Annotated in this window: 13 protein-coding genes; 12 read left to right on the top strand and 1 reads right to left on the bottom strand. The window is 56.2% G+C overall.

Annotation, left to right across the window (positions count from 1 at the left end; genetic code table 11):
• The first annotated feature begins 59 nt into the window (after nucleotides 1–59).
• From COHPA_RS0106895 to ssuE, 5 genes are all read left to right on the top strand, one after another.
• A complete protein-coding gene (locus COHPA_RS0106895; protein WP_027085464.1) occupies nucleotides 60–1,352 on the top strand; it encodes a carbohydrate ABC transporter permease in 1,293 nt (430 codons plus the stop codon).
• Nucleotides 1,349–2,179 carry a sugar ABC transporter permease gene (locus COHPA_RS0106890; RefSeq protein WP_027085463.1) on the top strand — a complete coding sequence of 277 codons (831 nt, stop codon included), beginning with the start codon at nucleotides 1,349–1,351 and terminating at the stop codon, nucleotides 2,177–2,179. The genes COHPA_RS0106895 and COHPA_RS0106890 overlap by 4 nt, the downstream gene beginning before the upstream one ends.
• Nucleotides 2,176–3,747: an alpha-amylase family glycosyl hydrolase gene (locus COHPA_RS0106885; protein ID WP_027085462.1), complete on the top strand. Its 1,572-nt coding sequence runs from the start codon at nucleotides 2,176–2,178 to the stop codon at nucleotides 3,745–3,747. The genes COHPA_RS0106890 and COHPA_RS0106885 overlap by 4 nt, the downstream gene beginning before the upstream one ends.
• 67 nt (nucleotides 3,748–3,814) lie before the next feature.
• On the top strand, nucleotides 3,815–4,495 hold the full coding sequence (locus COHPA_RS23095) for a hypothetical protein (RefSeq protein WP_156926609.1): 681 nt from the start codon (nucleotides 3,815–3,817) through the stop codon (nucleotides 4,493–4,495).
• An 80-nt stretch (nucleotides 4,496–4,575) separates the two neighbouring features.
• Nucleotides 4,576–5,139 (top strand): NADPH-dependent FMN reductase, encoded by a 564-nt coding sequence (gene ssuE / locus COHPA_RS0106880; RefSeq protein WP_027085461.1) that lies wholly within the window; start codon nucleotides 4,576–4,578, stop codon nucleotides 5,137–5,139.
• A 7-nt stretch (nucleotides 5,140–5,146) separates the two neighbouring features.
• Here the strand turns inward: ssuE and COHPA_RS0106875 are convergent, their stop codons facing one another.
• Nucleotides 5,147–6,892: an alpha-glycosidase gene (locus COHPA_RS0106875; protein ID WP_027085460.1), complete on the bottom strand. Its 1,746-nt coding sequence runs from the start codon at nucleotides 6,890–6,892 to the stop codon at nucleotides 5,147–5,149.
• Nucleotides 6,893–7,154: 262 nt separating this feature from the next.
• On the opposite strand from COHPA_RS0106875, the gene COHPA_RS0106870 reads away from it, so the two are divergent.
• From COHPA_RS0106870 to COHPA_RS23090, 7 genes are all read left to right on the top strand, one after another.
• Nucleotides 7,155–7,721: a DUF1802 family protein gene (locus COHPA_RS0106870; RefSeq protein ID WP_027085459.1), complete on the top strand. Its 567-nt coding sequence runs from the start codon at nucleotides 7,155–7,157 to the stop codon at nucleotides 7,719–7,721.
• Between the two features lie 187 nt (nucleotides 7,722–7,908).
• On the top strand, nucleotides 7,909–8,688 hold the full coding sequence (gene sufC / locus COHPA_RS0106865; protein ID WP_027085458.1) for a Fe-S cluster assembly ATPase SufC: 780 nt from the start codon (nucleotides 7,909–7,911) through the stop codon (nucleotides 8,686–8,688).
• A gap of 23 nt (nucleotides 8,689–8,711) precedes the next feature.
• Nucleotides 8,712–10,016, top strand: a complete 1,305-nt coding sequence (gene sufD, locus COHPA_RS0106860) for a Fe-S cluster assembly protein SufD (RefSeq protein ID WP_027085457.1) — start codon at nucleotides 8,712–8,714, stop codon at nucleotides 10,014–10,016.
• A 3-nt stretch (nucleotides 10,017–10,019) separates the two neighbouring features.
• On the top strand, nucleotides 10,020–11,234 hold the full coding sequence (locus tag COHPA_RS0106855) for a cysteine desulfurase (protein ID WP_027085456.1): 1,215 nt from the start codon (nucleotides 10,020–10,022) through the stop codon (nucleotides 11,232–11,234).
• The gene (gene sufU, locus COHPA_RS0106850; protein WP_027085455.1) at nucleotides 11,231–11,680 is read left to right on the top strand and encodes a Fe-S cluster assembly sulfur transfer protein SufU; all 450 of its coding nucleotides are present in this window, start codon (nucleotides 11,231–11,233) and stop codon (nucleotides 11,678–11,680) included. The genes COHPA_RS0106855 and sufU overlap by 4 nt, the downstream gene beginning before the upstream one ends.
• A 22-nt stretch (nucleotides 11,681–11,702) precedes the next feature.
• Nucleotides 11,703–13,097, top strand: coding sequence for a Fe-S cluster assembly protein SufB (sufB, locus tag COHPA_RS0106845; protein ID WP_027085454.1), 1,395 nt, complete (start codon nucleotides 11,703–11,705; stop codon nucleotides 13,095–13,097).
• Between the two features lie 136 nt (nucleotides 13,098–13,233).
• Nucleotides 13,234–14,316, top strand: a complete 1,083-nt coding sequence (locus tag COHPA_RS23090) for a C40 family peptidase (protein ID WP_027085453.1) — start codon at nucleotides 13,234–13,236, stop codon at nucleotides 14,314–14,316.
• Nucleotides 14,317–14,341: the final 25 nt, after the last annotated feature.

Raw genomic sequence — 14,341 nt, 5'->3', positions numbered from 1 at the left:
CGCCACGCACCCGCCGGTTAACGGCGGGTGTATGGTTTACAGGAAGGAGAGGACAGCGTTTGAACAGAACTCCGACGATCGCGGGTTGGTTATCCGCGCTCTTCATGGGACTCGGACAATGGTATAACCGGCAATACGCGAAAGCCGTCTTGTTCATGGCCGTGTACGCGACGGGACTATACGTGGCCTTCGCCGTGCTTCCGCCGTACTTGAAAGGTTTAATATCGCTAGGAGACAAGGGAGTACATCTAGAGAAAGTCGGTAAAATATCCAGGCTTGTTCCGGGCGACCATTCCATCTTCATGATGATTAACGGCGTGCTGGCGCTGCTCGTGCTGCTCGTCATCGTTTTCCTCTACGTATTGAACATTCGCGACGCGGTGACGGTAGGGCGCAGACGGACGCAGGGGCAGGATTCATCCAAGCTGAACAACGGCCTGTTTCCGTGGCTTCTACTTGCGATCCCTTTCCTGGGCGTGCTATTCTTCACGGTCATGCCGATCGTATTCACGTCGCTGATCGCGTTCACCAACTATTCGTCGCCTAATCATATTCCGGCCAAAAACCTGGTCGATTGGGTAGGCTTTTCGACGTTCCACAATCTGTTCAATATGACGGGGTGGAGCGACACGTTCGTCGGCGTACTTACGTGGACGATCATCTGGGCTATTCTGGCAACGGTGACCTGTTACTTCGGCGGCATTCTCGTCGCGCTGCTCATCAGCCAGCAAGGCGTGAAGTTCAAGGGCTTCTGGCGCACGTTGTTCATTATTCCGTACGCAATTCCTCAATTCGTATCCTTGCTGATCATGCGGAACATGCTGAACGAGCAGTTCGGGCCGATCAACCAGTATTTCCGGGCGTTCGGGTTAGGCGGGCTGCCGTGGCTGAACGATCCGTTCTGGGCGAAAGTGTCGGTTATCGTAGTCAATATGTGGATCGGCATTCCGGTGACGATGGTTCTCGTCATGGGCATTCTGACGACGATACCGAGAGACCTCTACGAAGCGGCCGACGTCGACGGGGCATCGCAGTGGATGAAATTCCGCAACATCACGATGCCGTTTATCCTTTTCGCCACGGCTCCGATTCTGATCTCCCAGTTCGTAGGCAACATCAACAACTTCAACGTCATCTACCTGCTCACGGGCGGCGGTCCCGCGACCGTTAACTACAACAACGCGGGCGAGACGGACCTGCTCGTCACGTGGCTCTTTAAATTGACGATCGACTTCAAGCAATACAACATCGCGGCGGCTGTCGCGATCCTGATCTTCCTGTTCATCGCTACGGCGGCTATCCTGCTGTTCCGGAGAACGAAATCCTACCAAGAGGAGGACATGATCCAATGAAGCCGAAGCTGCTCATTAGCTACGCTGTGCTGGCGCTAATCGGCGTCGTATCGATATACCCGGCGCTTTGGACGGTGCTGTCCTCCTTCCGCGTCGGCAACTCGCTGTTCAGCGATACGTTCATTCCCCAGCAATGGACGCTCGATCATTACAAGGATTTGTTCAGGACGCGGGGAACCCGGGATATCCAATACGCCAAGTGGTTCTGGAATACGCTGCAGGTGGCGGCGGTCAGCACGGTCATCGGCACGATTCTTCAACTGCTTACCGCCTACGCCTTCTCCCGGTTTCGCTTCAAAGGGCGCAAGCCCATGATGATGGTCGTGCTCATACTAGGCATGTTCCCGGGATTCCTTAGCATCATCGCAATCTTCTCGATCTTGCAGAAGCTCCAATTGCTTGATTCCAAGTGGGGTCTCGTCCTCGTCTATTCGGCTGGCTCCGCGCTCGGAATGTTCGTGGCCAAAGGGTTCTTCGACACGATCCCGCGCAGCTTGGAAGAGGCGGCGAGAATCGACGGGGCGAACAATATGTCGATTTTCTTCCGAATCATTCTGCCGCTCTCGCGTCCGATCATCACTTATATTTCTTTAATGACGTTTACTGGCGCGTGGGTCGACTTTATTTTCGCAAGGGCGATTCTGACCTCCAGGGACGAGTGGACGCTGGCCGTAGGCCTGTGGAGCATCATCGATTCGTATAACAGCACGGAGTTCACGCTGTTCGCCGCGGGATGCGTGCTCGTCGCGATTCCGATTACGATTCTTTACATGTACACGCAACGTTTCCTTGTCGACGGATTGACGGCGGGAGCTTCCAAAGGATGAGTCGGTCGCTGCGGTTGGCGGCGGGCGTGCTCATCGGTTCGGCTTTGTTGCTTGCCGCCTGTTCGGAGGGCGGGACGAAGCAAGCCGAGGGTCCTAGCAACGCCTATTACGAAATTTTCGTTCGGTCGTTCGCGGATTCGAACGGCGACGGGATCGGCGACCTGAACGGCGTTACGGGCAAGCTTGACTATATCGATAAACTCGGTGTGGACGGCATCTGGCTCATGCCGATTAACCCGTCCCCGAGCTATCACGGTTACGACGTCACCGACTATTACGGGATCGACTCCGACTACGGCACGCCGGAAGACTTCAAGAAGCTGATCGACGAAGCGCATAAGCGCGGCATTAAAGTGATCATGGACCTTGTCGTCAACCATACGAGCGTGGAGCATCCGTGGTTCGTCGATTCCGCTTCGGGCGAAGGCAGCGGGCGTCGCGACTGGTATACGTGGGCGAGCTCGCGTCCGGATGGGGCGAGCCCATCCGACGGAGCGACGGGAGCGGAGCCTTGGCACTCCCGACTGGGCGACCAATACTTGGGCATTTTCTGGGAAGGGATGCCCGACCTGAACTTCGACAACCCCGATGTTCGCAAGGAGATCGTAAGCATCGGCCAGTATTGGCTGAAGCAAGGCGTCGACGGATTCAGGCTGGATGCGGCCAAGCACATTTACGGCGACTTCAACTCGACGCTGAAGACGAAGAGGGTGAAGGATGCCAACCAAGCTTGGTGGCAGGAGTTCCGCGAAGGCATGAACGAGGTTAAGCCGGACGCGTATCTCGTCGGCGAAGTGTGGGACGCGACCGCGGTCATCGGTCCTTTCTTGAATAACGCGCTGGATTCCGCGTTCAACTTCGATCTGGCCGCGAATCTGATCAGCGCGGCGGATTCGGAGAAGGCGCCGGACTTCGGGTTTACGGTGTCCCGCGTGAACGAGTTTTACGCGAAACAATCCGGCGGCAAAGCCGTGGATGCGGTGTTCTTGACCAACCACGACCAGAACCGCGTCATGACGGCGTTGAAAGGCAACGCGGATCATGCCAAGACGGCCGCGGCGCTCATGCTGACGATGCCGGGCAACGCGTTCATCTATTACGGCGAAGAGCTCGGCATGACCGGCGCCAAGCCGGATGAGCGCATCCGCGAGCCGTTCCCGTGGAAGATCGCGCCGGGAGATCCGGCGGAGACGACCTGGGAAGCCGCAACGGGCCGAGGAGGCGGCCAAGTGTCCGTGGAGGCGGAAGACGAGACCCCCCGCTCGCTTCTGAACCATTATCGGACGCTGCTGTCTTGGCGCATGCAAGAGCCGGCGCTTCGCGGAGGAACGATCGAGTCCTACGAGGCGGACAACGACGCGATTGCTTCCTATATTCGCAAGAACGGCGAACAGACGCTGCTCGTGCTCCATAATCTGTCGGGCCGGCAGCAGGTTGTCGCCTTCGCGGAGATGAAGGAGCAACGGCCGAGTTTCGACGAGCTCATCCTGTCGACGAGCGAAGACGCCTCGCTGCAAGGTAGGGAGCTTACGCTGCCGCCATATACGAGCGTCGTGCTTCAACCGTAATACGCGATAACCCTCGGACCTGAACCCCCTTCAGGCTCGGGGGTTATTTTGTAGGCAGGCATTAGCGTTGTCGCACAACGTTACTGCGGTGCGCTGCCGAGACGGAGTTAAATTAGCGTTGTCGCACAACGTTACTGCGGTGCGCTGCCGAGACGGAGTTAAATTAGCGTTGTCGCACAACGTTACTGCGGTGCGCTATCGAAGCGGAGTTAAATTAGCGTTGTCGCACAACGTTACAGCGGTGCGCTATCGAAGCGGAGTTAAATTAGCGTTGTCGCACAACGTTACTGCGGTGCGCTATCGAAGCGGAGTTAAATTAGCGTTGTCGCACAACGTTACAGTGGCGCGCTATCGAGACGGAGTTAAATTAGCGTTGTCGCACAACGTTACTGCGGTGCGCTATCGAAGCGGAGTTAAATTAGCGTTGTCGCATAACGTTACTGCGGCGCGCTATCGAAGCGGAGTTAAATTAGCGTTGTCGCACAACGTTACAGTGGCGCGCTATCGAGACGGAGTTAAATTAGCGTTGTCGCACAACGTTACTGCGGCGCGCTATCGAAGCGGAGTTAAATTAGCGTTGTCGCACAACGTTACTGCGGTGCGCTATCGAAGCGGAGTTAAATTAGCGTTGTCGCATAACGTTACTGCGGTGCGCTGCCGAGACGGAGTTAAATTAGCGTTGTCGCACAACGTTACAGTGGCGCTCTACCGTACAAGTGATAGAGCGATTAGGTTGACGATGGTATAATCCGATGGTACGATGGATTTATCGAATTAATCCTTATTGGAATAGTCAGAATTAATAGAAAACAGATTGGAGTTGGGAGTATGGCTAATATCGTCGTCGTATCCGGGAGCCCGACGGCAAACTCGCGCCTATACGGATTAACGCAATATAGCGAGTCGCAATTGAAACGGCTTGGCCATGAGGTCGCCCATCTGCAGGTCGCTTCGTTGCCCGCGGAAGATTTGATCAAGGCGAACTTCGCCAGTCCGGCGGTTATCGAAGCCGTCGCGCAAGTAGAGAAGGCGGATGCCGTCATTATCGCCAGTCCGGTATATAAAGCTTCTTATACGGGCGTGCTGAAGACGTTCTTGGATTTGATCCCGCAGAAAGGCTTCCAGAATAAAGTGATCGCGCCGCTCTTCATCGGCGGAACGATCGCGCACCTGCTGTCGATCGACTATGCGCTGAAGCCGGTGGCGGCCGCGCTCGGAGCGACGAATATTCTGAGCGGCGTATATGCGATCGATCAATGGGTGGAGCGCGTAGAGGGCGGGGGCTTTAAGCTGTCCGACGAACTGGCCGAGCGTCTCGACACCGCGATCGCCCAACTGAACGAGGAATTGAAATGGCAGACGCTCCGTCAAGGAACGCCTGCCGCGAAGTGAAGACCGATTAGGTTCGGACGATCGCGAAACCGTATGAAGGAAGCGCAACGCTCAGTTTGCCTTTGCTTCCCGCAACGGTGCCGTCGCCGAAGACGACACGGGCAGCCGTTTGGCTTCCAATCGGAAGCGATACGGTTGCTTTTTGTTTGTTCGCGTTAAGGGCGATGACGAATTTCTCGTCGCCATGTTCGCGCGAATAAGCGAGCGTGCGATCGCCGTTCTCCGCATGTAGGACTTTGTACGAGCCGTCCCTGAGGGCGCGGTGATTACGGCGTAGCCGTACGAGCTCGCTGAAGAAGGCGAACAGCTCGCGGTCCTGTTTTTCTTCCTCCCACGGCATGCACTTGCGGCAGCCTGGGTCTTGCCCGCCGTTCACTCCGACTTCGTCCCCGTAATAGATGCAAGGCGTGCCGGAGAACGTGAATTGGATCGCCGAAGCCAGCTTCATGACTTTTTTATCGTCGTTGCACAGGGTCAACAAACGCGGCGTGTCATGGCTGCCGAGCAAGTTGAAGGCGGCCTCCGACGCTTGCTGCGGGTACGCCGCCAGCAAGGAGCCGACCAAGTCCGCGAATTGCTTGCCGTCGCGCGTGCCTCTCACCGCGAAGTCGAGCACCGCCTCGGTGAACGGGTAGTTCATGACCGCATCGAACTGATCTCCGCTAAGCCACGGCAAAGAATCATGCCAAATCTCTCCCAATATATACGCCTCGGGATTCGCGCGCTTCACGACGTCGCGGAACGATCGCCAGAACCGATGGTCGACCTCGTTGGCGACGTCCAGGCGCCAGCCGTCCACGCCGATATCCTCGATCCAATAACGCGCGACCTCGATCAGATGAGCCTGAACCTTCGGGTTTTCCGTGTTCAGCTTCGGCATATGGCGCTCGAACGCGAACGTGTCGTAGGTCGGAATCCCGTCCTTGACGTCGATCGGAAATTCGCGGACGTGGAACCAATCCGCGTATTCGGAAGCGGCTCCTTTATCGCGCACGTCGACGAACGGGGGCCATTCTCTGCCGCTATGATTGAACACGGCGTCCAATAGCACTCGGATGCCTCGCCGATGGCAGGCGTCGACCAGCTTCTTGAGCAGCGCGTTCGTGCCGAAATGCGGATCGACTTTCAAGTAATCCTTCGTATCGTACTTATGATTCGTCGGCGCTTCGAACAACGGGTTGAAGTAGATGGCGTTGACGCCGAGCGCGGTCAGATGGTCCAATCGATCAAGCACGCCTTGCAGGTCGCCGCCGAAGAAGTTGCTCGTCGTAGGCTCGCCGCCCCATGGCTCGACGTCTTCGGGATCGAGAGATCGGTCTCCGTTCGCGAACCGCTCGGGAAATATTTGATAGAACACGGCGTCCTTGACCCACGACGGCGGTTCGAACACGTCCGCGGGATTCAGGAACGGGAACTCGAAGAACAGGTTGCGGTTCGCCGGTTCCTCCTCGTGCAGCCCTTGTTCGTCTAACCAGAGCGACTCCGAGCCGGACTCGAGTTTAAAACCGTATTTGAGTCTCCGGTACTTCGGTTTAATGGCGAGTTGCCAGTAGTCGAACAGAGAATCTTGCGCATAGACGGACATATCGGCTACGCTGGCTCCTACGATGTGCCAATCGTATTTATCTCCGTGAATCAACTCTACGCGCGCGACATCGTCACGCTTCGTACGCAGGCGGATATGGATCGTCGAACGATCGTAAGCGTACGACCAGTTGTTTTTGGGACGGTGGAAAATCGCTTCTCTCAGCATACGTTTGTCTTTACCTCCATGAGATCGACCTGAATGTAAGGATTCCCGCAAAGACGTAAAAAGGCACAGCCCCGGACATGAATTCGCTCCGAGGTTGTGCCTTCCGTCGTTCGGCAAGGGCAGCATGGCCTTTTAATTAGCTACTATTATACTACAGTCCGGTTGCGGATGAAAATACGGCAGCCAACAGGGGACGAGCAAGCCGAAGCAGCATCGAATATGTTATAATATGGGGATGGTTCTAAGGAGGGCGGATCAGACTATGGAAGGGTCGATTGCGTTAAGGGAATGGGCGGCGGCCGTAGAGGCGCTCGCATCCGGAAGGCAAATCATCGTGCTGCGCAAAGGCGGAATCGCCGAAGAGACGAAGGAATTCAAGGTCGAAAGTCCGAGCTTCTATTTATTCCCGTCGTACGAGCATCAGAAGCCGCACCTGATGAAGGAAGAGGCCAGGGATGCGGTCGTTCGGACGCAAGAGGAAGCATCGGCCCATCCGGATACGGTGCGGATCAACTATTACGCGGAGGTTGTCCACGATCTTGAAGTGACGGACGAAGAGACGCTTCAACGACTCGACGAGCTGCATGTGTGGACGCAAGATTATGCGGTCGAGAGGCTGAAGTGGAAAAAAACGAAGCCGCTTCACGTACTCGTCTTGCGTGTATACGAACTGGAGGAGCCCGCGATGCTTCCGGCCGACGAAAGCTACGGGGGTTGCAAATCTTGGCTGCGAATTCCGTCGATCCTTACGTCCGCGATGCGCCCGGTCCTGCCGGATGATAAGTTCGCGGCCATGGCAGGGGAAGCTTTGCGCCGCGTGCGCGGTTGACGATAGCGTTTACAAGCGTTGAAGCTCCCGTAAGGATGCGATTTGTTTGCTTTTTTCAAATATCTTTCATAAAATTGTTATTGAGAATCAGTGAGAATCAGATTAGAATAATTATAAATAAGGAGTCGCCTCGTACGAGAATTCCCGTTACGGCGAATCCGCAGAAACCTGGAGGTTATTGAGAAGCATGTCGACACAATTCGAAATTCGCGGTTTGAAAGCAACGATCGAAGACAAAGAAATTCTTAAAGGCATCGATTTGAAAATTAACGGCGGGGAAGTTCACGCCATCATGGGTCCGAACGGTACGGGCAAAAGTACGCTCGCTTCCGCGCTCATGGGCCATCCTAAATATGAAGTCACCGAAGGCGAAGTCGAGCTGAACGGAGAAGACGTGCTCGAGATGGCAGTCGACGAGCGGGCACGCGCAGGTATGTTCCTCGCAATGCAGTATCCGAGCGAAATTACCGGCGTTACGAACGCGGACTTCCTGCGCAGCGCGATCAACGCTCGTCGCGGCGAAGGCAATGAGATTTCCCTCATCAAATTCGTTCGTCAAATGGAAAGCAAAATGAAGCAACTGGAAATGAATCCCGAGTTCATGCACCGTTACTTGAACGAAGGCTTCTCCGGCGGAGAGAAGAAACGCAACGAAATTTTGCAAATGATGCTGCTCGAGCCGAAGCTCGTCATTCTCGACGAGATCGACTCCGGTCTGGACATCGATGCGCTTCGCATCGTCGCGGAAGGCGTTAACGCGATGCGCGCGGAAGACCGCAGCTTCCTGATCATTACCCACTACCAGCGTTTGCTGAACTACATTAAACCTGATTTCGTGCACGTCATGATGCAAGGCCGCATCGTGAAATCCGGCGGTCCTGAGCTTGCGCAACGCCTCGAAGCCGAAGGCTACGATTGGGTCAAAGAAGAACTGGGCATCGTCGACGAAACCGTCGGCCAAGCTTAATTGAAGGGGAGGTTATTGCAATCATGAGTACGCCTACCACCTCTTTCGGCCGCGAAGCGGCCGCTGCGATCGCCCGCAGCAAAAACGAGCCTGCATGGCTGATCGAATGGCGCGAAGCGGCAGCCGACCTGGCTGGCAAGCTGGAACTGCCGAAACCCGAGAAGATGCCGTTGCAACGCTGGACATTGGATCAATACGGCACGAATCGTCCCGGCAACGTCGTAACTTCCGTTGCCGACTTGCCGGCGACGATCACATCCCTGCTGCCGCAAGCCGACAAAGGCGCATTGATCGTTCAGCATAACTCTTCCGTCGTCTACACTCGCCTTTCCGACGAGCTGAAGACGCAAGGCGTCGTCCTGTCGAGTCTCGAAGAAGCCGCGCGTACGCACGAGGACCTGCTTCGCAAGCACTTCATGACGTTGTACGCCAAAGACGAGCATAAGCTTGCCGCGCTGCATGCGGCGCTTTGGAACGGCGGGGTATTCCTGTACGTCCCTAAGAACGTCGTGATCGAAGAGCCGATTCAAGCGCTTCTGTTCGCCGACGACGCGGAAGCGACGTTCATGCCGCATATTCTGGTCATCGCGGACCAGCACAGCGGCGTGTCGTTCGTCGAGCAAGTCGCGACGACGCTGCAAGCGTCCGAAGCGACGCTGCTGCACAACAGCGCGGTCGAAGTATTCGCGAAACCGGGCGCGCAAGTGCGTTACGCATCCGTTCACCATATGGACGAGAGCGCGGTCGATATCGCTTACCGTCGCGCCCACCTCGACAACGACTCCCGCGTCGAGTGGATCATCGGCGACTTGCACAACGGCAATACGGTTACCGACACGAAGTCGATTCTTAAGGGCAACGGCTCCACTTCCGATTCGAAGATTATCTCGATCGGCAAGGGCAGCCAGCGCATGAGCATTACGACGCAAGCCGTGCATTACGGACGTTCATCCGAGAGCGACATGATCACGCGCGCGGTCATGAAAGAAGAAGCGACGGCGATTATCAACGGCATCACGAAGATCGAGCACGGCGCGACCAAAGCGAACGGACAGCAGACGGAGAAAGTGCTGATGCTGAGCCCGAAAGCCCGCGGCGACGCGAACCCGATCCTGTTGATCGACGAAGACGACGTTAAAGCCGGCCATGCGGCCAGCGTAGGCCAAGTGAATCCGGATCAAGTGTATTATCTGATGTCTCGCGGCATTACCCGCCAAGAAGCGGAACGCCTGATCATTCATGGCTTCTTGGATCCGGTCGTTTCCGAAATTCCGCTCGAAGGGTTGCGCGAGCAGCTTCACCGCATTTTGGAAAGAAAGCTGGGATAAGCGATGGATGCCAAAGCTCTCAAGGCCGAGTTTCCGATCCTGAACCAGGATATTAACGGACACCCTCTCGTCTATTTGGATAACGCGGCGACGACTCAGAAACCAATCAAAGTTATCGAAGCGGTCAAACGCTATTATGAGTGGGATAACGCCAACGTCCACCGCGGCGTCCACACGTTAGGGTCGCGGGCGACGGACGCTTACGAGGGCGCAAGGGAGAAAGTCGCGCGTTTCATTAACGCGCCGGCTTCCCGCCAAATCATCTTCACCAGAGGTACGACGGCCGCGCTCAACATCGTTGCATCGGGCTATGCCCGCCAAACGCTTCGCGAGGGCGACGAAATCGTCATCACGCCGATGGAGCACCACAGCAACCTGATCCCTTGGCAGCAAGCCGCCAAGGCGACGGGAGCGACGTTGAAATACATTCCGTTGCAACCGGACGGCACGATCAGCTTGGCAGACGTCGAGAGCACGATCACCGCGAACACGAAGATCGTATCCATGACGTATATCTCCAACGTGCTCGGTACGATCAATCCGATCGCCGAGGTCGCGAAGATCGCGCACAAGAACGGCGCGATTATCGTCGTCGACGGCGCGCAGAGCACGCCGCACCTGAAGGTCGACGTGCAAGCGCTCGACGTTGATTTCTATGCGTTCTCCGGCCATAAGATGTGCGCGCCGACCGGAATCGGAGTTCTATACGGCAAAGCGCAACTGCTCGAGCGTATGGAGCCTGTCGAGTTCGGCGGCGAAATGATCGATTTCGTGGAGCTTTACGACTCGACGTGGAAAGAGCTGCCGTGGAAGTTCGAAGGCGGAACGCCGATCATTGCCGGAGCCGTAGGCTTGGGCGCCGCGATCGACTTCCTGCAGGAAGTCGGGCTAGACAACATAGACCGGCACGAGAAGAAGCTGACCCGATATGCGATGGACAGCCTGTCCGCGATCGACGGAATTACGATCTACGGACCGCGGCAGGAACGCGCGGGACTCGTGACGTTCAACCTCGGGGACGTGCATCCGCACGACGTGGCGACGGTGCTCGACACCGAAGGCATCGCCGTTCGGGCCGGCCACCATTGCTGCCAGCCGCTTATGCGATGGCTGCAAGTGAGCGCCACGGCGCGGGCCAGTATTTATTTATACAATTCGGAAGAGGACATCGACCGGCTTGCGCAATCGCTCGTCCGCACGAAGGAGTTTTTCCTATGAGCCAACTAGACGATCTGTACCGCCGCGTCATCATGGACCACTACAAGTCCCCGCGTAACCGCGGCGAGCTCGAAGCAGGCTCGGTTACGGTGAACTTGAACAATCCGACCTGCGGCGACCGCATCTCGCTGCAGCTGGAGATCGAGAACGGCATCGTAAACAACGCGAAGTTCACGGGCGAGGGCTGCTCGATCAGCATGTCGTCGGCTTCGATGATGACCGATGCGGTGAAGGGGAAGACCGCGGATGAGGCGCTCAAGCTGGCGGACAAATTCTCGTCCCTGATGAAAGGCGAGAGCGTGGAATTCGACGAGTACGAGGATATCGAAGCTCTATCCGGCGTGAATAAATTTCCGGCCAGAATCAAATGCGCGACGCTCGCCTGGAACGCGCTGCGCAAAGGCGTGGAGCACGGGCATGGCAAGCACGAAGGAATCGAACAATAAAATGTGAAGGGAGCTGACCGCATTGGCTAAAAATTTGGAATTCGAAGAGTATAAATACGGTTTCCGCGACGAGCACAAAGCGATTTTCCAATCCGGTAAAGGCTTGACCGAGGAAATCGTGCGCACGATCTCCGAGATGAAAGGCGAACCGGAATGGATGCTGAAGTTCCGTCTGAAATCGCTGGAGCAATTCCGCAAGATGCAAATGCCGCGTTGGGGCGGCAATCTGGATGAGCTTGATTTCGACGACATCCAGTACTACGTCAAGCCTTCCGAGAAACAAGGCAAGACTTGGGAAGAAGTACCGGAGGAAATCAAAGCTACGTTCGATAAGCTGGGTATTCCGGAAGCGGAGCAGAAGTTCTTGGCGGGCGTATCGGCTCAGTACGAGTCCGAGGTCGTCTACCACAGCATGCAAGAGGATCTCGAGAAGCAAGGCGTTATCTTCACGGATACCGATACGGCACTTCGCGAGCATCCGGAAATTTTCAAAGAATATTTCGGCACGGTCGTTCCTTCGGCGGACAACAAGTTCGCCGCATTGAACAGTGCCGTATGGTCCGGCGGAAGCTTCATCTACGTTCCTAAAGGCGTGAAGTGCGAAATTCCGCTGCAAGCGTATTTCCGTATCAACTCCGAGAACATGGGCCAATTCGAGCGCACGCTCATCATCGCCGACGAAGGCAGCTTCGTTCACTACGTCGAGGGCTGTACGGCTCCGATCTACAGCACGAACTCGCTGCATAGCGCGGTCGTTGAGATCATCGTTAAGAAGGACGCCCGCGTCCGTTACACGACGATCCAGAACTGGGCTCCGAACATTTATAACCTCGTTACGAAGCGTGCGGTTGCCGAAGAGAACGCGACGATGGAATGGGTCGACGGCAACATCGGCTCGAAGCTGACGATGAAATATCCGGCGGTGGTCTTGAAGGGCCGCGGCGCGAAAGGCATGGTCCTCTCGATCGCGGTTGCGGGCAAAGGCCAACACCAAGACGCGGGCGCGAAGATGCTCCACCTTGCACCGGACACGACGTCGACGATCGTATCGAAGTCGATCTCCAAGCACGGCGGCAAAGTAACGTACCGCGGTATCGCTTCGTTCGGCCGTCAAGCCGAAGGCGCGAAAGCGAACATCAAGTGCGATACGCTTATCCTCGACAACCAGTCGACGAGCGATACGATTCCGTATAACGAGATCATGAACGACAACATCGTTCTGGAGCATGAAGCGACTGTCTCCAAGGTGTCCGAAGATCAGCTCTTCTACCTGATGAGCCGCGGAATGACCGAAGCGGAAGCGACGCAGATGATCGTCATGGGCTTCATCGAACCGTTCACGAAAGAACTGCCGATGGAGTACGCGGTCGAGATGAACCGTCTGATCAAGCTCGAGATGGAAGGATCGATCGGCTGATCGTCCGTTGGAACGTACAACCCGGTCTCTCCCAAGGGAGAGACCGGGTTTATTTGTTGATACGGCTTCGGAATATTCCGTATGCCCGGGCGTCATCCTAATGGGGCAACAACTTTAGGGAGGCGACGAACACCGTATGGACACAAGGAAGCTGCTGACAGTCGCGTTAGGGGTCATGCTGCTGTCGGGTTGCGCCGCCAACTCTGGCGGTACAAGCAATGCGGGCAACGCGGGAGATACGGGCAATATTGGCAATACAGACATTACGGGGAATACGAACAATGCAGGCGGTACGAGCAATACGAGGTCTTATTCGAGCACGGTAAAAATCAGGACGAACGAGGAGTCCCCGGCATTATTGACGGATGGCCGCAGCAGCGTTCCGATCAAGACGATCCAGAATACGCCGTACGTCGCGCTTGACGAGTTGGCGAACGTCGCGGGGTTGCGCGGGAAATGGCTGCCCGACGGCAGCTTCGGCGTCGGCGATACCGATCCGGCTATGATGTTCAGATCGGGGGAGAGCCAGGTCGATGTAGAAGATCGGCGCGTCCGTTTGCCGGCGCCGACCGTAAGCGAGGGCAACAGGCTGTATGTTCCGGTAGCCGGATTGCAGCAGTTGTTCGGAGATGAGGCAGGGTTCAACGTGGAAGCCGATCGGGTGGCATTCGTTCCGAACCCTACGATGGAGGATACGGAATCGGCAGCGAACGAGCCTGACTTCCAAGACGATCCGTCCGAATGGGATACGGGATCGGAATCCCCGATGTCCATTAACAGCACGGATGGTCGATTGAGAGCGTTAGCGGTCAGGAGCAATTCGGACCGGAACAAGCTGGTGAATTACGCGGACAACTACATGGGCGTTAAATACGATTTCGGCGCGGCGCCGTACAGCGCGCGCAACAAGAGATTCGATTGCTCGACGTTCGTGCAGAAAGTATATGGCAATTTCGGTCACAAGATGCCCCGTCTTGCGCGGACACAGGCGAAGCGAGGCAAGACCGTCGCCCGGAATAAGCTGAAGAAAGGCGACTTGCTGTTCTTCTACGTTCCAGGAAGGTTCAAGACGAATAAGACGGTCGGCCATGTGGCCATCTACTATGGCAACGGCAAGATGATCCACGCCAGCCCGAAGCCGAAGAACGGCGTTCAACTGACGAATATCAATAAACCGTACTGGAAAAAGACGTTCCTGTACGCCAAACGGAATTTCTAAGTCAAAGGGCAGCGGCCGAGATCGG

Origin of the sequence: Cohnella panacarvi Gsoil 349 (assembly GCF_000515335.1) — a bacterium.
Taxonomy (GTDB): Bacteria; Bacillota; Bacilli; order Paenibacillales; family Paenibacillaceae; genus Cohnella; species Cohnella panacarvi.
This window is presented reverse-complemented; position numbering and strand designations above follow the sequence as displayed.